Source organism: Nonomuraea glycinis (assembly GCF_035920485.1).
In the GTDB taxonomy this organism is placed as follows: Bacteria; Actinomycetota; Actinomycetes; order Streptosporangiales; family Streptosporangiaceae; genus Nonomuraea; species Nonomuraea glycinis.
Map to the genome: position 1 here is coordinate 2,488,641 of NZ_CP109166.1, position 18,098 is coordinate 2,506,738.

General features: G+C 68.7%; 17 protein-coding genes. 7 read left to right on the forward strand and 10 right to left on the reverse strand.

Features of this window, described 5'->3' with window-relative positions:
• Nucleotides 1-10: 10 nt before the first annotated feature.
• From OHA68_RS11440 to OHA68_RS11460, 5 genes are all read right to left on the reverse strand, one after another.
• Nucleotides 11-886 (reverse strand): ATP-binding cassette domain-containing protein, encoded by an 876-nt coding sequence (locus OHA68_RS11440; RefSeq protein ID WP_189137894.1) that lies wholly within the window; start codon nucleotides 884-886, stop codon nucleotides 11-13.
• On the reverse strand, nucleotides 886-1,827 hold the full coding sequence (locus OHA68_RS11445; protein ID WP_327107614.1) for an ABC transporter ATP-binding protein: 942 nt from the start codon (nucleotides 1,825-1,827) through the stop codon (nucleotides 886-888). Before OHA68_RS11445 ends, OHA68_RS11440 begins: the two co-directional genes overlap by 1 nt.
• Nucleotides 1,824-2,708 (reverse strand): ABC transporter permease, encoded by an 885-nt coding sequence (locus OHA68_RS11450; RefSeq protein ID WP_327107615.1) that lies wholly within the window; start codon nucleotides 2,706-2,708, stop codon nucleotides 1,824-1,826. Before OHA68_RS11450 ends, OHA68_RS11445 begins: the two co-directional genes overlap by 4 nt.
• The gene (locus OHA68_RS11455; RefSeq protein WP_189137891.1) at nucleotides 2,705-3,700 is read right to left on the reverse strand and encodes an ABC transporter permease; all 996 of its coding nucleotides are present in this window, start codon (nucleotides 3,698-3,700) and stop codon (nucleotides 2,705-2,707) included. Before OHA68_RS11455 ends, OHA68_RS11450 begins: the two co-directional genes overlap by 4 nt.
• A 63-nt stretch (nucleotides 3,701-3,763) precedes the next feature.
• On the reverse strand, nucleotides 3,764-5,521 hold the full coding sequence (locus OHA68_RS11460) for an ABC transporter substrate-binding protein (protein WP_327107616.1): 1,758 nt from the start codon (nucleotides 5,519-5,521) through the stop codon (nucleotides 3,764-3,766).
• A 319-nt stretch (nucleotides 5,522-5,840) separates the two neighbouring features.
• Between OHA68_RS11460 and OHA68_RS11465 the strand changes: the two genes are divergently transcribed.
• Nucleotides 5,841-6,890 (forward strand): LacI family DNA-binding transcriptional regulator, encoded by a 1,050-nt coding sequence (locus tag OHA68_RS11465; protein WP_327107617.1) that lies wholly within the window; start codon nucleotides 5,841-5,843, stop codon nucleotides 6,888-6,890.
• Between the two features lie 44 nt (nucleotides 6,891-6,934).
• On the opposite strand, the gene OHA68_RS11470 is transcribed toward OHA68_RS11465, so the two are convergent.
• The 3 genes from OHA68_RS11470 to OHA68_RS11480 all read right to left on the reverse strand — a co-directional run bounded on the left by OHA68_RS11470 (nucleotide 6,935) and on the right by OHA68_RS11480 (nucleotide 9,798).
• Complete coding sequence (locus tag OHA68_RS11470; RefSeq protein WP_327107618.1) at nucleotides 6,935-7,630, reverse strand: NAD(P)-dependent oxidoreductase; 696 nt, start codon at nucleotides 7,628-7,630, stop codon at nucleotides 6,935-6,937.
• Nucleotides 7,631-7,695: 65 nt separating this feature from the next.
• Nucleotides 7,696-8,895 (reverse strand): NAD(P)/FAD-dependent oxidoreductase, encoded by a 1,200-nt coding sequence (locus tag OHA68_RS11475; protein WP_327107619.1) that lies wholly within the window; start codon nucleotides 8,893-8,895, stop codon nucleotides 7,696-7,698.
• Nucleotides 8,896-8,946: 51 nt separating this feature from the next.
• The gene (locus OHA68_RS11480; protein ID WP_327107620.1) at nucleotides 8,947-9,798 is read right to left on the reverse strand and encodes an SDR family NAD(P)-dependent oxidoreductase; all 852 of its coding nucleotides are present in this window, start codon (nucleotides 9,796-9,798) and stop codon (nucleotides 8,947-8,949) included.
• Nucleotides 9,799-10,055: 257 nt separating this feature from the next.
• Here OHA68_RS11480 and OHA68_RS11485 point away from each other — a divergent pair, with 257 nt between their 5' ends.
• Both OHA68_RS11485 and OHA68_RS11490 read left to right on the forward strand, forming a co-directional pair.
• The gene (locus OHA68_RS11485) at nucleotides 10,056-11,006 is read left to right on the forward strand and encodes an RNA polymerase sigma-70 factor (RefSeq protein ID WP_407674432.1); all 951 of its coding nucleotides are present in this window, start codon (nucleotides 10,056-10,058) and stop codon (nucleotides 11,004-11,006) included.
• 69 nt (nucleotides 11,007-11,075) lie between these two features.
• Nucleotides 11,076-12,302, forward strand: a complete 1,227-nt coding sequence (locus OHA68_RS11490; RefSeq protein WP_327107621.1) for a cytochrome P450 — start codon at nucleotides 11,076-11,078, stop codon at nucleotides 12,300-12,302.
• A 71-nt stretch (nucleotides 12,303-12,373) separates the two neighbouring features.
• On the opposite strand, the gene OHA68_RS11495 is transcribed toward OHA68_RS11490, so the two are convergent.
• On the reverse strand, nucleotides 12,374-13,924 hold the full coding sequence (locus tag OHA68_RS11495) for an FAD-dependent monooxygenase (RefSeq protein WP_327107622.1): 1,551 nt from the start codon (nucleotides 13,922-13,924) through the stop codon (nucleotides 12,374-12,376).
• A 94-nt stretch (nucleotides 13,925-14,018) separates the two neighbouring features.
• Between OHA68_RS11495 and OHA68_RS11500 the strand changes: the two genes are divergently transcribed.
• Nucleotides 14,019-14,666 (forward strand): TetR/AcrR family transcriptional regulator, encoded by a 648-nt coding sequence (locus tag OHA68_RS11500; RefSeq protein WP_327107623.1) that lies wholly within the window; start codon nucleotides 14,019-14,021, stop codon nucleotides 14,664-14,666.
• Here the strand turns inward: OHA68_RS11500 and OHA68_RS11505 are convergent.
• Complete coding sequence (locus OHA68_RS11505) at nucleotides 14,658-15,083, reverse strand: ATP-binding protein (protein WP_327107624.1); 426 nt, start codon at nucleotides 15,081-15,083, stop codon at nucleotides 14,658-14,660. The two genes, OHA68_RS11500 and OHA68_RS11505, sit on opposite strands and share 9 nt — an antisense overlap.
• 342 nt (nucleotides 15,084-15,425) lie before the next feature.
• Here OHA68_RS11505 and OHA68_RS11510 point away from each other — a divergent pair, with 342 nt between their 5' ends.
• From OHA68_RS11510 to OHA68_RS11520, 3 genes are all read left to right on the forward strand, one after another.
• Nucleotides 15,426-16,778, forward strand: a complete 1,353-nt coding sequence (locus OHA68_RS11510) for a helix-turn-helix domain-containing protein (RefSeq protein ID WP_327107625.1) — start codon at nucleotides 15,426-15,428, stop codon at nucleotides 16,776-16,778.
• On the forward strand, nucleotides 16,775-17,683 hold the full coding sequence (locus OHA68_RS11515) for a phosphotransferase enzyme family protein (RefSeq protein WP_327107626.1): 909 nt from the start codon (nucleotides 16,775-16,777) through the stop codon (nucleotides 17,681-17,683). The genes OHA68_RS11510 and OHA68_RS11515 overlap by 4 nt, the downstream gene beginning before the upstream one ends.
• Nucleotides 17,684-17,781: 98 nt before the next feature.
• Nucleotides 17,782-18,069 (forward strand): hypothetical protein, encoded by a 288-nt coding sequence (locus OHA68_RS11520; RefSeq protein ID WP_327107627.1) that lies wholly within the window; start codon nucleotides 17,782-17,784, stop codon nucleotides 18,067-18,069.
• The last annotated feature ends 29 nt before the right edge of the window (nucleotides 18,070-18,098 follow it).

Here is an 18,098-nt window from a genome sequence, read left to right on the forward strand (position 1 = left end):
GTAGGTCTCCTTAGCAGTCACTGAGCTGAGCACAGGCCACGTAGTGTCCCGGATCGGCCTCCAGCAGCCCGCCGACGCCCCCGCGCTCGTGGTACAGGCAGGTGGCCGGCGGCTCGATGTCGTCCCACGGGGCGTGCAGCCGGGGGACGGCCGAGAGCAGCTGCCTGGTGTAGGGGTGCAGGGGGTCGTCGAAGACCTTCGAGGTCAGGCCCATCTCGACGATCGTGCCACGCCGCAGCACCACGGTGCGTTCGGCCAGGTAGTGGCCGAGCGACAGGTCGTGGGTGACGTACAGCACGCCGAGGCCGCGCGCCTTGAGCTCGGCCAGCAGGTTGAGCACGTCGATACGGGTGGAGGCGTCGAGCATGCTGGTGATCTCGTCGGCGATCAGCAGCTTGAGGTCCAGCAGCAGCGCCCTGGCGATGAGCAGCCGCTGCAACTGGCCGCCGCTGAGCTGGTGCGGGAACTTGCCGAGCACCTCGTCCGGGTTGAGCCGTACGTCCTGGATGGCCGAGCGGACCCGCTCGGTCCACTCGGCGTCCGGCACCGACGGGTAGTAGCTCTCCTTGATCAGCGCGAAGACGCGGTCGGCCTTGAAAACCGGGTTGTAGCAGCTGAACGGGTCCTGAAAGACGCCCTGGACCGTCCGGTAGTAGTCCTTGCCCGGCTGGATCGGCACGCCGTCCACGGTGATCGAACCGCTGGTGACCGGGGTCAGGCCGAGGATCATCTTGCCGATCGTGCTCTTCCCGCTGCCGCTCTCCCCGATGAGGGAGACGACCTCGCCGGGCCGCACGTCGAAGCTCACCGTGTCCACGGCCGTCATGGTCCGGCCGCCGAAGGTCCCGACCTTGTAGACCTTCGTGACGTTGTCGACTTTCAGCATCAGGCCTTCCAGCACGCGACGAAGTGGTCAGGCTCGATCTCGGCCACGGGCGGCTCCTCGGCGCACTCCTCGCCCGCGATCGGGCATCGGTCTCGGAAGCGGCAGCCCTTCGGCGGGTTCAGCAGGGACGGCGGGCTGCCGGGGATGCCGGCCAGCTTGCGCTGGTCGTACCGGACGCCGATCTCCGGCAGCGAGTTGATCAGAAGTTGCGTGTACGGATGCCGCGGCGCTTTGACGATCTTGTCGGCGGGCGCCTTCTCGGCCAGTTTGCCCGCGTACATGATCATGACCGTGTCGGCGAGGTTCGAGGTGAGCGCCAGGTCGTGGGTGATGAAGATCATGCTCTTGACGAAGCCGTTGTCGCGGAAGCCGAGCATGGCCTTGACGACCGCCTTCTGCGTGGACACGTCCAGCGCGGAGGTGATCTCGTCGGCGATGAGCAGCGACGGGTCGAGCAGCGTGGAGATGACCATGACCATGCGCTGCTTCATGCCGCCGGACAGCTCGATCGGGTAGCGGCTCAGCACCTCGCGCGGCAGGCCGACCAGGTCGATGCGGTGGTGCAGCTCCTTGGTGTCGAGCGCGACGCCGCGCGACCTCAGCAGCTCGCCGATCATCTTGCCGATCCGGCGGGTCGGGTTCATCGCGCTCATCGAGTACTGCGGGATGAGCGAGACCTCGTGGAAGCGGAACGCGTTCATCGCCCGGTCGTCGCCCACGGGCAGGTCGCGGCCGTCCAGCTCGACCGTCCCGCCGGCGTGCCGCATCCGGCCGTCCATCCGGATGAGGCTCTTGCCCAGGGTGGTCTTGCCGCAGCCGGACTCGCCCGCGAGGCCGAGGATCTCCCCGTCCTTCATGGTGAAGGAGACCCCGTCCAGCGCCTTCACCTCGCCTTTGAGGGTGCGGTAGTGCACCCTCAGATCATTGACCCGCAGACTCATGTTTCCCTCAGCTTCGGGTTGAAGACCTCGTCGAGACCGACGTTGGCGACGTACAGGGCGCCCACGACGGCGGTGATGCCGGCGCCCGGCGGGACGAACCACCACCACAGGCCGAGCTGGAGCGCGCTCCACTGGGTGGAGTTCTGCAGCATCAGGCCGAGCGAGACGCCCTCGGTGGGCCCGAGCCCGATGAAGTCGAGCGAGGAGGCGATCAGGATCGAACCGCCGAACAGCAGGATGAAGGTCATGAACAGGTAGGAGCTCATGTTCGGCGCGATCTCCCGCGTAATGATCTTGCGGGTGGTCATGCCGCTGAGCCTCGCCAGGTCCACGAACTCGCGGTTGCGCAGCGAGAACGTCTGCGCCCTGATCGAGCGCGCCGCCCACGGCCAGGAGGTAAGCCCGATGAACAGCGCCTGTACGCCGACGCTGCGGATGCCCAGGTAGGCGTTGATGATGAGCAGCACGGCCAGCGTCGGGATGACCAGCACGACGTTGGTGAGCATGTTGAGGATCTCGTCCACCCAGCCGCCCCGGTAACCGGCGACGAAGCCGATCACCATCGCGATGACGGCCGCGATGCCGCCGCCCAGCGCCCCGGCCACGAACGTGGTGCGCAGGCCGTACACGAACTGGGTGAAGACGTCCTGGCCGAACGTGGTGGTGCCGAACCAGTGCTCCGACGAGGGCGGCAGCATGGCCGCCGCGACGTACTCGTTGGGGTCCTCGACGTTCGCGAGGATCGGCCCGAACATGCCCACGAGCAGCAGGAGCAGCACGATCCCGAAGCCGATCATGAGCTTGGTGTTGCGCACCGCGAAGTACAGCGCCTCCCGGCGCACCACGCGCTCCTCGGTGGGCAGGGTCGTCGTCGTGGTCATGCCTGGGCACCCGCCATTCCGGTCCGCGTCCGGGGATCGATCAGCACGTAGACGATGTCGATAAGGAAGTTCGCCACCAGCACCCCGATCACGATGAACATGAACGTGCCCTGCAGCAGGAAGAAGTCCTGGTTCTGGATGGCCTTGAGGATCAGGCTGCCGAGCCCCGGATAGGAGAAGACGATCTCGGTGACCAGCGCCCCGGCCACCAGCACGCCGAGCTGCAGCGCCAGACCGGTGATCTGGGGCAGGATCGCGTTGCGGTAGGCGTAGCGGCGGATCAGCCGCGACGGCGCGCCGAGCGCCGACAGGTAGTTGGAGTAGTCCGACTCCAGCTCATAGATGATCATGTTGCGCATGCCGATCGCCCACCCGCCGAGCGCCACCAGGAACAGCGACAGGAACGGCAGTATCCAGTGGTGCAGCAGGTCGAGGAAGAACTCCCAGCTCCAGCTCGGCTGCAGCGAGAAGCTGTAACCCCCGGCCACCGGGAACCACCCGGCCACCACGCCCAGCCCCCAGGCCAGGATCACCGCCAGCCACATGTACGGCGTCGCCGTCAGGATGTAGCCCACCGGCAGGACCGTGTTGTCGAGCAGCTTGCGCCGCGCCGCGAACGCGCCGAACCGGTTGCCGACCCAGTAGCTGAGCAGCACCGACGGGATCATCAACGCCAGCGTGTACGGCACCGCAGCCAGGATGACGTCGGCCACCGGCGTCGGGAACACCCAGATGCTGATGCCGAAGTCCCCCTGGAACAGGGCGCCCCAGAAGTTCAGGTACTGCTGCCAGATGGGCTGGTCGAAGCCGAACAGGTTGGTGTAGTAGGTCCGCATGGCCTCGACCGCCGCGGGCTGCGACACGCGGGCCCTGGCCAGCATGCTCGCGACCGGGTCGCCGGGCATGAAGCGCGGGATCATCCAGTTGACCGTGACGGCGACCACGAAGGTCAGCCCGTAGATGAGCAGTTTCCTGCCGAAGTATCGACGCACGTGAGGTCTCCCCAAGGGCCCCCTCCGCCCGGGTGAGCGGGCGGAGGGGGCACGGTCGTCCGGTCAGCCGGCTACGGGCTGGAGCTGGGTGAGCGTCTCGAATCCGCCCAGTTCGAGCCAGTTACGCCACATGACGGGCGCCGTCTTGGGCGCTCCCGACGCCGAGGAGGGCCAGTTCTTCCACACGCCGTTGCTGGACTGGGCCCACAGGCCGTTGTACCAGAGCGGAATGTTCGGCATCTCGTCCAGGTGGATCTTCTGCAGGTCGGAGATGACGGACTTCATGCCCTCGATGTCGTCGGTCTTGACCTGGTCCAGTTTCTGGACCAGCTCCCACGCCTTCTTGTTCTCGTAGCGGCCGAAGTTGACGGTGTTCTGCGTCTTGCGGATCGGCAGCTGGAACAGATAGTCGTAGTAGGTCCACGGGCTGCTGGACAGCTGGCGCTCGTTGTTGACGATCAGGTCGAAGTTGCCCTTGCTGCGGTTCTCGACGAGCGCGTTGAAGTCGGGGAACTCCGGGTTGACGTCGATGCCGGCCGCCTTGGCGCTGCTGGAGATGACCCGGGCCGCCTCCATCCAGTCCGTCCAGCCCGCCGGCACCTCCAGCTTCAGGCTGATCTTCGAGCCGTCCTTGTTCTCCACCAGCCCGTCGCCGTCGGTGTCCTTGTAACCGGCGTCGGCCAGCGTCTTCTTGGCCTTGGCGGTGTCGAAGGTGAAGCCGTCGGAGCTCACCACGCCCTGGTCGACGAACTGGTCCCACTGCGGCAGCAGGCCCGTCGGGCTGGCGGCCTTGACCAGGTTGCCGTACACGCCTTCGACGATCTTCTTGACGTCCACGGAGGCGGCCAGCGCCCTGCGGAAGGCCGGGTCGTTCATCGGCTTCTTGGTGGTGTTGGGCACCAGCCAGGCGGTGTTCGCCGACAGCATGTACGGGGGCTCGTTGTAGAACGTGGTGATGCCGAAGTTGCCCTTGACCAGGTTGGCCACGCCGGGCATGAAGTTGTTGCTCATGTCCATGCCCTTCTGCAGCAGAAGGCCCATGGCCACCTCGTTGCTGGGCGTGGCGACGTCGACGATGTACTTGGGCTTGGGCTCCATGTTGAGCACCGTCTTGCCCCACCAGTCGTCCCGCTTGACCCAGACCACGCGGTCCTGGTCGTGGCTCTGGTACTTGTACGCGCCGCTGCCGATGGGGTTCTCGTTGACCCCGTTCAGCACGTCCTCCTCGGATCGGCCGCTCCAGATGTGCTCGGGCACGATGACCCGGCCGTACAGGTTGAAGTCCCATTCCTGGTAGTTCGCCTGGGAGAACGAGAAGCGGACCGTCTGATCGTCGACCGCCTCGACCGACTTCAGCCAGTCCCAGATGTTGTGGTACGGGACCGTCTCCATCTTGCCCAGGCTGTAGGAGAAGGCGACGTCCTTGGCGGTCAGCGGCTTGCCGTCCGCCCAGGTGACGCCCGTACGGACCTTGACCTCGTACGTCGTGTCGTCCGTCCAGCTGCCGCTCTCGGCGATCCACGGCGTGAGCTTGGCCGCGTTGGGGTCGTAGTGGAAGAGCGTCTCGTACACCAGGCCCTTGGTGCCGGTGGCGGAGTCCCACTCGCGGATCGGGTTGAAGTTGGCGGGCGGGCCCCACTGGGTGCCCGTGGTGTACAGCGTCTCGTTGCGCGGGAGCGCGCCGGTGTTGCCCTGTGGAGCGGGGGCGGCGCTGCCTGCCTGTGAGGCTTGCGGAGCCGGCGTCGCGCCGCCTCCCGAACAGGCGGTCGCGGCCATGCCCACCGCGAGAAGCGGTATCAGGATCCGTGCCCGGGTCTGCATGTGCGTTTCTCCTTCCCCCACCGAAGCGGAGGTCGACCATGTGTCCAACCCCGAATTCGGCGGCCCGGGACTTACGCCGCCGTCGTGCCTGGTCAGCGCCCTGATCGGCGGGTACGGAGAGGCTTGGGAGCGCTCTCATGCACTACCGGGCAGAACCGCGCTGAACCGGATAAGTACCGAGAACGTAAATTCGCGATGACAACCCCGTCAAGGGCCGTGACGCGTTTGAGACAATGGCGGCCACCGGATGTACGACGCTCCGGCCAGGGGTAAAGTGCGACTGGACACGTGGCTAACCGGTTCAGAAACAGGGGGCTCGGTGAAGCGACCGACGATCGCCGACATCGCTCGGCAAGCGGGCGTCTCCAAGGTGGCCGTCTCCTACGCGCTCAACGACCGCCCCGGGGTCTCCCCCGCCAGACGCGCCGCCATCAAGGCCATCGCCGAAGAGATCGGCTGGCGCCCCAACAGCGCCGCCCGCGCCCTCAACGGCGCCCAGGCCCGCACCGTGGGGCTCACCCTGTGCCGGCCCGCGCGCATACTCGGCGTCGAGCCCTTCTTCATGGAGCTGATCAGCGGCATCGAGACCGAGCTGTCGACGCGCTCCTACGCGCTCATGCTCCAGGTCGTGACCAGCCCCGAGCAGGAGATGGAGATCTACGACCGCTGGTGGGGCGAGGGCCGCGTCGACGGCGCCTTCCTCGTCGACCTGCGCTTCGCCGACCCCCGCGTCAGCGCGCTGAAAGAGCTCGGCCTGCCCGCCGTCGTCATCGGCCACCCCGCCGCGGCCGGCTCGCTCACCCCCGTCTGGTCCGACGAGGCCGTCCCCGTCCGCGAGACCGTCGAATACCTGGCCGCCCTCGGCCACCGCGGCATCGCCCGCGTCGCCGGCCTGCCCGACCTCGTCCACACCGTGCTCCGCGACCAGGCCTTCACCGCCGCCTGCCAGGACCTCGGCCTCGACCGGCACACCATCATGCACACCGACTACACCGGTGAGGAAGGCGCCCGCGCCACCCGCCGCCTCGTCAGCTCCCCCACCCGGCCCACGGCCATCGTGTACGACAACGACATCATGGCCGTCGCCGGCATGTCAGCCGCCCACGAGATGCGCCTCGACGTGCCCGGCGACCTGTCGATCGTGGCCTGGGACGACTCACCCCTCTCCCAGGTCGTACGCCCCGCGCTGAGCGCCCTCACCCGGGACATCCCGGCCTACGGCGTGCACGCGGCCCGGACACTCCTGTCCCTGATCGACGGCGAGGAGGTGGCGGGAGTCGAGGACCAGGCGGCCCGCCTCCTCCCCCGAGGCAGCACCGCCCCACCGAAAGAAAAGACCCCGCCAGTCCCGGAGGACGGCGAAGAGTAATCCGTACAGGGCGTCTTACCACCCGGCCGTTGCCCATCCGCGCGTCAGCTCTTGGCGAGTGCTTCGCGGCGGATCCACTGGAGCAAGGTGGGGTTGTCGACGGTGGTGATGACGCCCACGGTGGCGCGGAGGTAGCGGTCATCGTCCAGCAGGGCCAGCATGCTCGCGGCCAGGTCCGCACGGGCGGTGAACCTGCCGTCGGCGTGGCCCTTCACGACGGTGTAGCCGGTGACCGACGGCAGGTGGTAGAGCCCGCTCGGGCGCACGATCGTCCAGTCCAGATCGCCGGCGCGGACCAGCGTTTCCATCCGCCGCATGTCGTCGTACAACGTCTTACCGAGCACCCGTGTCACGTAGGGCAGCAATAGCCGGTTGAACAGGAACCCGCCGTCGGAGTACGGGTGCGGATCCACCCCGCTTGAGCTGACCACGGCGAGCCGACGCACCCGATGCCGTTTCATCGCGGCGGCGATATTGGCCACACCCTGCGAGTAGGTGCTGATCGGTTCCTTCCCAGCGGGTACCCCGAGCGTCGACAGCACCGCATCCCGCTCCGCCACGGCGGCGTCGACGGCCACCGGATCGAGCACGTCGGCCGCGACCACCGTGAGCCGATCATGGCGCAGTGGAAACGACTCCGGCTGCCGGGTGACGGCGGCGACCTGGTGTCCGGCGGCGAGTGCCTGGTCGGTGAGCAGGCGGCCGGTGAGGCCATTGGCCCCGAAGACTGCGATACGCATGACGACTGTCCTTGTCTGATCATGTCCGGGTTTTGGTTGCTGTCCACGCGGATCGCCCTAGGCGGTTACGCGAGCGCCTTCCCGCAGGCCGCATCCCGCGCGGCGGCCAGGCGGAGCTTGCGCTTGGGCAGGCCGAAGGTGGGGTGCGAGGTGGCCCACAGCGAGGTCTTGAGGATGCCGGACTTGATCCGCGCGGCCTTCCGGCCGCCCATGTACTTCGGTTTTGCTTGCCCTTCGTCGTCGACCATCTGCAGGATCGCGTCCCACCGTCCGAGGCTGATGTGGTTGCCCGGGTAGTCCAGCTTGCCCTTCGCGATCTTGCGGCCGGTCAGGTGTCCCACGATCGCGTGGATCGCCTGCCCGCCGGTGAAGCCGGCCGAAGCGCAGGACATCGGCAGCGGCCGGCCGTTGTCGCCGATGGCGTAGGCGCTGTCGCCGGCGGCGTAGACGTTGGGGTGCGAGACCGACCGCATGGTGCGATCGACGACGATCTGGCCGTTCTCGGTGACCTCCAGCCCGCCGGCGGCGGCGATGGGGTTGACCGCGAACCCGGCCGTCCACACGGTCACGTCGGACGCCAGAGCGGTGCCGTCGGCGCACCGCACCCGCCTCGCTTCGACGGCTTCGACCCTGGTGTGCTCCAGGACGGTGATGCCCAGCCGGTCGCAGGCCCGGCGCAGGTGGCTGCGGGCTCCGGCGGAGAGCCGGGTGCCCAGTTCGCCGTGGGCGATCAGTGTCACCGACAGGCCGGGCCGGGATTCGGCGAGCTCGGTGGCGGTCTCGATGCCGGTCAGCCCGTCGCCGACGACCAGCACACTGCCGCCTTCGCCCTGCCTGTCCAGGCTGTCCAGGCGCTCGCGCAGGCGCAGCGCCGCGGGCCGGGCGGTGACGTGGAAGGCGTGCTCGGCCACGCCGGGGACCCCGTGGTCGGCCACGTGGCTGCCGAGCGCGTACACGAGCGTGTCGTAGCCGAGCTCGCCGCTGCCATCAGCGTCGGCCACGGCGACGACCTGGCGTTCGGGGTGGACCGCGGTGACACGGGCCAGGCGCAGCCGTATCCCCGTGCCCGCGAAGACGTCGGCGAGCTTTTGAGTTTCGATCTTCTGGCCGGCCGCGAGCTGGTGCAGCCGCAGCCGTTCGACGAAGTCCGGCACAGCGTTGACCACGGTGATCTCGGTGTCCGCCGGGGACAGCCGACGGGCCAGGTTCCCGGCCACGTAGGCCCCGGCATAGCCGGCGCCGAGGACGACGATGCGGTGCTTCATGCGTTGCTCCTGTCAGTTGGCTTGCTCTCGGTGAGTCGACTCGGCCCTGGGTCACCGATCCTCTTGATCGAGGTTGCCGTGAGCCTGCGCCGAGAGGTCCTGCCAGTCGGCCCAGGTCTTGAGCCGGTCGGCGTACGCCTGCTGGAGCATCGGGTAGAAGCCCTGGCCGAACAGCACCCTCAGGGGCGGGTTGTCGGAGTCGACGATCTTGAGGAGTGCCTGGGCCGCGGCGGCCGGGTCACCGGCGGGCTGCCTTCCCGCGAACGCGGCGATGTGCCGGCGAAGGCCGTCGTAGATCGGGTTGGGCTCGGACAGGTGGCCGTTGCGGAGGGGATCGGGGTTCTTGCCGGACCGGGTGGCGAAGCCGCCGGGCTCGATCACGGTCACCTTGATGCCGAAGTCGGCGACCTCGTGGGCGAGGGATTCGTTCAAGGCTTCCAGCGCCCACTTGGAGGCGCTGTAGGCGCCGCTGAGCGGCATCGCCACGAGCCCGGCCGCCGAGGAGATCTGGATGACGTGCCCCGAACGCTGCTCGCGCAGGTAGGGCAGCGCGGCCTGGATCACCCACACCGCGCCGAACAGGTTGGTCTCCAGCTGGTCGCGCAGCTCCTGCTCGGCCAGCTCCTCGATCGTGCCGACCTGGGCATAGCCGGCGTTGTTCACGATGACGTCCAGACGGCCGAAGTGCTCCATGGCCCGCTTGACGCCCTCGAAGACGGCGGTCTTGTCGGTCACGTCCAGCTCCAGCGGAAACACCGCCTCGCCGAAGACGGCGACCAGCTCGTCAAGGCTTGCGGTGACCCGGGCGGCCGCGGCCACCTTGTCACCGCGCGACAGGGCGGCCTCGACGAAGTTGCGGCCGAGGCCGCGGGACGAACCGGTGACGAACCAGACCTTGCTCATGATGTCTTTCCGTTCTGCCTGCGGTGGCGGTTGCGCGGCGGTCACCACGCAATGGGGCCAAGGCGATCAACTCGGGGAGTTGTGTGCCGCGCGAATCGTTCGCGCGGCGTCCTGACGACCATGAGGCGCCGGCGCCCCGAACTTTGTGACAGTGCGGTCATGTGACGTACGCCACCGAGCATGGGGTGTCACACAGCGGTGAGGGCCGGCGTCTTGTGGTGGAGCAGGAGTTGCGGGTGAACAGGCAGGAGCCAGGCATGAACGAGCGCAGGGATGCGATGACGCGCACAGCCGAGCCGATGGCTGGTGGTGACCGCACGGATTGCGCCACCGAGGCGACCGAGGCGTTCGTCGCCCACCGCAACCTGCTGTTCACCGTCGCGTACGAGATGCTCGGTTCGGCGGCCGACGCCGAGGACGTCCTGCAGGAGACCTGGCTGCGGTGGGTCAAGGTCGACCTGGGGCAGGTGCGCGACCAGCGCGCCTACCTGGTCCGGATCACGACCCGGCGCTCGCTTGACCGGCTGCGCGCCGTGAGGCGGCGCAAGGAGGCGTACGTCGGTCCTTGGCTGCCCGAGCCGCTGCTCACCGCGCCGGACGTGGCCGAGGACATCGAGCTCGCCGAGAGTGTGTCGATGGCGCTGATGCTGGTCCTGGAGACGCTGTCGCCGACCGAGCGCGCCGTCTTCGTGCTGCGCGAGGCCTTCGACGTCGGCTACGACGAGATCGCCGCCGCCGTCGGCAAGAACCCGGCGACAGTCCGCCAGATTGCGCACCGCGCCCGCCGGCACGTCGATGCCCGCCGGCCTCGCCAGGTGGTCTCCCCGAGCCAGACCCGGGCGGCTCTGGAATCGTTCCACCGCGCGATCAAGACCAGGGACCTGCAGGGCCTGCTTGACGTACTCGCTCCGGAAGTCGTCCTCATCAGCGACGGCGGCGGGGTCAAGCAGGCCGTGCAGCGGCCGGTCACCGGCGCCGAGAAGGTGGCCCGCATGATCGTCGGCGGCCTCGGCAAGGCCCAGATCGTGCTCACCAGCGAGCCCACCGTGATCAACGGCAACCCAGCACTCCTCCTGCGCGTGGACGGCGAGCTCGACGGCGTCATAGCAGTCCGGGTCGAGGACACCCTGATCACCGGCCTCTACTACGTCCGCAACCCCGAGAAGCTGACGCGCATCGCATCCGAGATTCCGCTCACCCTGCGGTGAACACCGGCGACAAGCCGGCCGCCGACAGGCACGACCAACTCCGCCAGATCCATTACCAGGAGATCATTCATGACGAAGAACATCGCCGACGAACTCACCGATCTGGAAGAACTGCCGGTCGAGCGGGGCTGTCCGTTCGCTCCGCCCGCCGCCTACGAGCGACTGCGCGAGCGGGCGCCGATCAACAAGGTCCGCCTGACCAGCGGCGGCGAGGCCTGGTGGGTGGCCGGGCATGAGGAGGCCCGTGCCGTCCTCGCCGACGCCCGCTTCTCCTCCGACAAGCGCAAGAACGGCTTCCCGCTCTTCACCCTCGATGCGGCGACCCTGCGGCAGTTCCGCAGCCAGCCGCCGTTGATGCTCGGCATGGACGGCGCGGAACACGCCGCGGCCCGCCGCCCGGTGATCGGCGAGTTCACCGTGAAGCGACTGGCCGCGCTGCGCCCGCGCATCCAGGACATCGTCGACCACTTCATCGACGACATGCTCGCCACCGACCAGCGCCCGGTCGACCTGGTGCAGGCGCTGTCCCTGGCGGTGCCCTCCCTGGTGATCTGCGAGCTGCTCGGCGTCCCCTACGCCGACCACGACTTCTTCCAGAGCCGCACCACCATGATGGTGCGCCGGAACTCGCAGGAAGACCGCCTGCGAGCCCTCGCCGAACTGCGCGCCTTCATCGACGACCTGATCACCCGCAAGGAGTCCGAACCCGGCGACGACCTGTTCGGCCGGCTGATCGCCCGGCAACGCCAGGAGGGCGCCCTCGACCACGCGGGCCTGGTGAGCCTGGCCTTTCTCCTGTTGACCGCCGGACACGAGACCACGGCGAACATGATCTCGCTCGGCGTGGTCGGACTGCTGACCCACCCGGAGCAACTGGCCCTGATCACCGCAGATCCGGACAGGACGCCCATGGCCGTGGAGGAGTTGCTGCGCTACTTCACCATCGCCGACGGGGTCACCTCCCGGGTGTCCACCGAAGACGTGGAGATCGGCGGGGTACGCATCAAGGCCGGCGAAGGCGTCATCGTCTCGATGCTGTCGGCCAACTGGGACCCCTCCGTGTTCGAGGATCCGGCCGAACTGGACCTCGAGCGCGGGGCCCGCCACCACGTCGCCTTCGGGTTCGGCCCGCACCAGTGCCTTGGCCAGAACCTGGCCCGGATGGAGCTGCGGATCGTCTTCGACACGCTGTTCCGCCGCATCCCCACCCTGCGGCTCACCGCACCGGTCGATGACCTGCCGTTCAAGTCCGACGCCGTCATCTACGGCGTTCACGAGCTCCCGGTCACCTGGTGAGCAGGACATGATGCGAATCAAAGCGGACACCGGCCAGAGCGCCGCACAGGCGCGCCCTATCCATTTGGCCGCTACGGGGCCTTCTTCGCGGTGCCGAACCAGCGGCCGAGCGCTCCTCTGAGACCGGCCGGATCGGTTCCCGACCAGGCGACGTACCCGTCGGGACGGATGAGCAGCGACGGCGCCGACGGGGTCGCCGCACGGGCGGCCACGCGGGCGACGCGATCGGACCAGGGTGACGCGGCCTCGGCGAGCGCGGCGCCGGCGGAGAGGTCCACGAGCAGCGGGCGGGCGTCGCGGCGGAGTTCGGCGAGGCGGAGCTTGCGACCGTCCTCGGTCGTCAGGTCGAGCCTCGGCGCGAACCACCCGGTGGCGTCGGCGGGCTCGGGCTCGCCCATGTCGTAGCGGATGTCCACGCCCGCCATCAGGTCGGCGATCAGCCGCACGTTCTCGCGCTTCGCCAGTAACTCGGTGAACAGCTCGCGGAGGGCGGTCACGGCGCTGCCCGGCGCCATGAGGGCCGTCTGCGACTGCGTCTGCGTGAACACGCGCTCGCCGAGCGCGCGGCGTTCCGGCTCGTAGCTGTCGAGCAGTCCGTCGGGGGCCCACCCGTGCAGGTCCGCCGCCAGCTTCCACGCCAGGTTCGCGGCGTCCTGCAGCCCCAGGTTGAGGCCGGGGCCGCCCGAGGCGGCATGGACGTGGGCGGCGTCGCCGGCGAGGAAGACCCGCCGGTCGCGGTAGCGCTCCGCCAGCCGCGTGTTCCGCCCGCAGATCCGGCGCAGGAGGGCCGGCGCGCCCTCCGGCGGCGCGGACAGGGCCACCCGCACGCCGAGGACCCGTTCGACGCTCGCCTCCAGCTCCTCGAACGTCATCGGCGCGCCCGGACCGGGGTAGCTGCCGACGGGGTGATCCTCCCATTCGAGCGTCGTGATGAAGGGGTGCTCCGGATCGAGGAACGCGATCAGGATGACCCCGCGTTCCGTCCGGTGGAAGTAGCCGGAGGTCTCCCCGAACCCGTCGATCGCGACCCGGCCGCCCGGCACCGGCCTGATCTGCTCGGTCGCTCCGATGATGGCCCCTCGCGACACCACCCGTTCGTCGACGATTCCCGGGAATGCGATGCCCGCCTGCTTCCGGACCTCGCTGTGGCCGCCGTCGCACCCGACGAGGAACCGGGCGCTGAGGTTCGCCTGCGCGCCGTCGGGGCTCGCGACGACGAGATCGACGTGGTCGTCCGCCTGCGCGAACTTCAGGACCTCGTGGCCGCGGCGAACGTCGACGCCCAGTTCGGCGGCCCGCTCGGCGAGGTGACGTTCGAGGTCGCGCTGGTTGATCTGGAGCATGAACATCGGGTTGTCGTCGCCGAGCACGTGCACCGGCAGCGTCAGTGTCCCGAAGAAGAACGTGGGCAACGGCTCGGGGGCCCCCGACCCGCCGAACCGCTCGTACAGGCCGCGATCGTCGAGCAGGCGCACCGCCTGGCCGACGACGCCGTGGGCCTTGTCGTCCTGACTCTGCTCGGGCAGTCGTTCGAGCACCACCGGGTCGACCCCCGCGAGCTTGAGCTCGCAGGCCAGAAAGAGCCCGACGGGCCCTCCGCCGACGATGACGACGTCGATCATCTCGTACACCCCTGTTTCTACTCAAGAGAGGAAAAACTCTCTTGCAACAGTAGGCGCGTTTGCTTAGAAAGGAAAGCCTCTCTAGGGTTGAGGAATGGCAGAACCCGTCCCGAAGGCCGCTCGCCGCCGGCACGGCGAAGAGCTCCAGGCCGCGCTGCTCGAAGCCGCCTGGGAGGAGCTCGTCGAGACCGGCTACGCCAAGCTGACGATGGAGTCCGTCGCCAGACGAGCGCACACCGGGATCGCGGTCCTCTACCGCCGCTGGGCCAACAAGGACCAGCTCGTGCTCGCCGCCATCGAGCACTACCCCAACGTCCACCCGGTCCCGATCCCCGACACCGGCACGCTGCCCGGCGACCTGCTCGCCCTGCTGACCGGCATGGGCGAAGGCCGCGCCTCCTTCTTCGCCATCGCCGCGGCCAGCGTCTTCTCGGGGCTGCTCACCGACGCCGGACTGACCCTCGCGCAGGCGCGCGAGAAGATCCTGGGTGACGCGCCACTGTCACGCGTCGAGACCATCTACCGACGCGCCCACGACCGCGGCGAGATCGATCTTGACCGCATCCCCCCCGCGGTGCTCGCCATGCCCTTCGACCTGGTGCGCCACGATCTGCTCATGAGCCTGGAGCCTCTGGAGCCCGCCCGCATTCAGTCGATCGTCAACGACCTCTTCATGCCCCTGGTCCATGACCAGCAGAGCAGGCCCGCAGCGAGCTCGCGCCGGGCCGGCCGCCTACCGTAGGCAAGGAAGCTCGAACCAGACGCCGGTGCCCAGTTGGCCGGTGCCGCACAGACGGGTCCACTCGGCGCCGCAGCGGCCGTGGGTGAACTCGGCGACGATCCGCAGACCCCGCCCGCCCAGGGCCAGCTCGTCGATGTCGTCCGGGACGGTGAGGGGGCGGCGCAGCAGGTCGTCGATCAGCCCGGCGCCGGCGCCGGCGTCCACCACCTCGACCCTGACCGGGGCGCCGTCGTCGTGCACGATCCGCAGCTCGTAGGGGCCGGGCGCGTAGCTGGCCGCGTTGGTGGCCAGTTCGGCGACGACCAGCTCCAGCTCGACGAGCACGTCGCGGGCGAGGTGCTGCTGAGCCAGGTGGTCGCGCAGGAGTTCGCGAGCACGGGTGGTGGCACTGTCAGGGGGCAGGCACCACGCGATCATCCGAGAGCTTTCATGGGATCTGTCTGATATGGCGGAGCCTGACGTAGGCACATCGCCTTCCTCTCCGGTAGGTACCGAGAGCGTGCATCGGAGCCTCCTTCCTGTGGAGCGGCGCCCTGTCGGGACCGGCGGCGGAGGGACCAGCGGGCGCAGGCGGCAGCCAGTTGCCATCGTGCCGAGTGAAACCCATGTACGGAGAGTCGCGATGCCGATACTCTCCGCTTGTCAGATGGGTGATCGGCCAAGCCGATCGCCTTGGGTGATAGGCCCGCGGATACGACCTCGAGCGCGGTGGGACGCCCGTTACCGTGAGCCCAACGAATCGGCCGTGGAAAGGTCGGGATGAACGTCAGCAACGCCAGCGCGCACGACATCGACCCCACCATCTGGGACGACCCCCAGATGCGTCAGGCGTTGTACGTCCGCGACATGGCCACTGTCTATCGGTTGTTGCAACGCATCGGCATCTCCCAGCGTCACATCGCCACCCTCACGACCCAGTCCCAATCGGAGATCTCCGAGATCCTCAAAGGCCGTCAGGTGATGGCCTACGACGTGCTGGGCCGCATCGCCGACGGGCTGGGCATCCCGCGCGGCTACATGGGACTGGCCCACGACACGTCCTGCCCCGAGCCCTCCAAGCCGACGAAGGAGCCCGAGGCAGACCTTGACGAGGACGAACAGGTGCGGCGCCTTCTCGCCCGTGCCGCACAGGTGACCGTCGGCGCGGCGGGGGAGGACAGCGACACGTGGACGCATCCCCTGGCCTCCGTGGAGACGCCCGCACCGCAGCGGATCGGACTGGCCGACATCGAGCAGGTCGAGACGGTGACGCGCACCCTGCGGGCGCTGGACCACCAGCACGGCGGCGGCGTCTGCCGGGACGCGGTGGTGGCCCAGCTCGCCTGGACCCAGCGGCTGCTGCACGCGACCTGCTCGAGCAAGGTCGGCCTCCGGCTGCACCAGGCGCTGGCGGACCAGCACAATCTGGCGGGCTGGACGTCCTTCGACGTCGGTCTGTACGGCCCGGCGCGGCAACACCTGGCCCTCGCGCTCGAACAGGCCAAACACGCCAGAAACTTCTCCCTCGCGGCCAACGTCCTCTACCGGATGGGCCGCGTACACCTGCACTGTGACCGGGTGCAGGACGCGTTGCGGTTCTTCCAGCTGGGGCAGATCTGCGCACAGGACGCCAACTGTGAACGGACGGTGGCGATGTTGTGCGCCAACGAAGCCTGGGCGTACGCTCTGCTGGGCGACGCCGAGCTCGCCCTCAAGTCGATCCACCGGGCGCGGGACGAGTTCGCCCGCTCCTGCGGCCGGTCCCTTCCGGCCTGGGTCAACTTCTTCGGCCCGGCCGACCTCGACGCGCTGAGCGGCATGGTCTACGCCGACCTCACCGACGAACACCTCGACGTCGCCTCGGAGTTCCTCACCAAGGCGCTGGAGGGCCGTAACCCGAGCATGACGAGAAGCAGAGTGTTCGAGCTGACCGCGCTGGCGACCGTGCAGCTCCGGGCCGGTGAGCTGAACAGCGCGATCGCCAACGGCCACCAGGTCGTCGCCCTGGCGAGCCAGATCCGCTCAAAACGGATCCTCGACCGGCTCGCCCCCCTCCAGGCCGCCGCCGTCGCGCGGCCTCACGCCGACGCGCAGGACCTCGCCCAGCGCATCGCGACGGTGCGTGCGGCATGACGGCGACCGCCGACCACACCTGCGGACTCACCCGCGACCGGCTCGACACGCTGCTCACCGCCGTCTGCGACCAGGCCGGCCTCCCCTCCGCCGGCGCCGAGCTGATCAAGTTCACCAACAACGCCGTCTTCCGCCTGCGCCACGCGCCCGTCGTCGTCCGCATCGCCGGCTCCAGCGCCGCCCGCGTCATCCTGCCCACGGTGGTGCGGGTCGCCCGCTGGCTGGCGCATCACGACTTCCCGGCCGTACGACTCCTGCCGGGTGTCGAGCAACCCATACGGGTGGACGACCAGCTGGCCACCCTGTGGACGTACATCCCCGAGGTGGGACCGCGTCCCGGCGGCGCGGACCTGGCCACCCTGCTCCAGCGCCTGCACACCCTCCCCCATCCACGCCACAGCCTGCCGCCGTGGCAGCCGATGAACCAGATCCGCCGGCGGCTCGCCGAACCGGAGGACCTCTCCCCCGACGACCACGCCTTCCTCCTGGACGAGTGCGACGAGCTCGAAGACCAGCTCGGCACGCTCCGCTACGTGCTCCCGCCGGGCGTCATCCACGGGGACGCCTTCCTCGGCAACGTCATCGCGGGGCCGGACGGGCCCGTGCTGTGCGACTTCGACAGCACCACCATCGGCCCCCGCGAATGGGACCTGACCCCGGCGGCGGTCGGCAGCCTCCGGATGAACTACCCGGTGAACGAGCACCTCCCGCTCGCGGAGCAGTACGGCTTCGACGTGATCGGCTGGGAGGGCTTTCCGGTGCTGCGCCGCCTCCGCGAGCTCAAACTGGTCACCAGCGTGCTCCCGATCCTGCGCAGCAACCCTTCGATCCGGTCACAGTGGCAACACCGCATGCACAGCTTCAAAACCGGCGACACAAACGTCCGCTGGGAGCCTTACAGGTGATGGACACCGTGCCGCTCGTTGAGCGGTTCGTGGGGACGCCTCGACGAACGGCCAGAGCGGACGGATCGCGATACCTCGTACCCGCCGACCTGCGAGAGTTGAGAGGTCCGGTTACCGGTGTCATCGAGCTGCCCATCCACCTTGATTGGTCGGAGCAACGCGTCTATGACCTGGACGACGATGCCCAGCTCGGGCTGATGTACGAGCGCGTCATCCGCGAGGCAGTGCACCTGGACGACCTACGCACCTACCTGAACGGACCGCTCCTGACCAGGCTCTGGCCACGGCTCTACCTACCCGTGCAGGCCAGGAGGTCGTGGGAGGCTCGCTTCCGAGAGGAAACTCTGGCTTCGCGGGAGCGGGCTCTGCGCGTTGATGGTCCATGACGCATCTACTTGGCCTGATCGGGATCGGG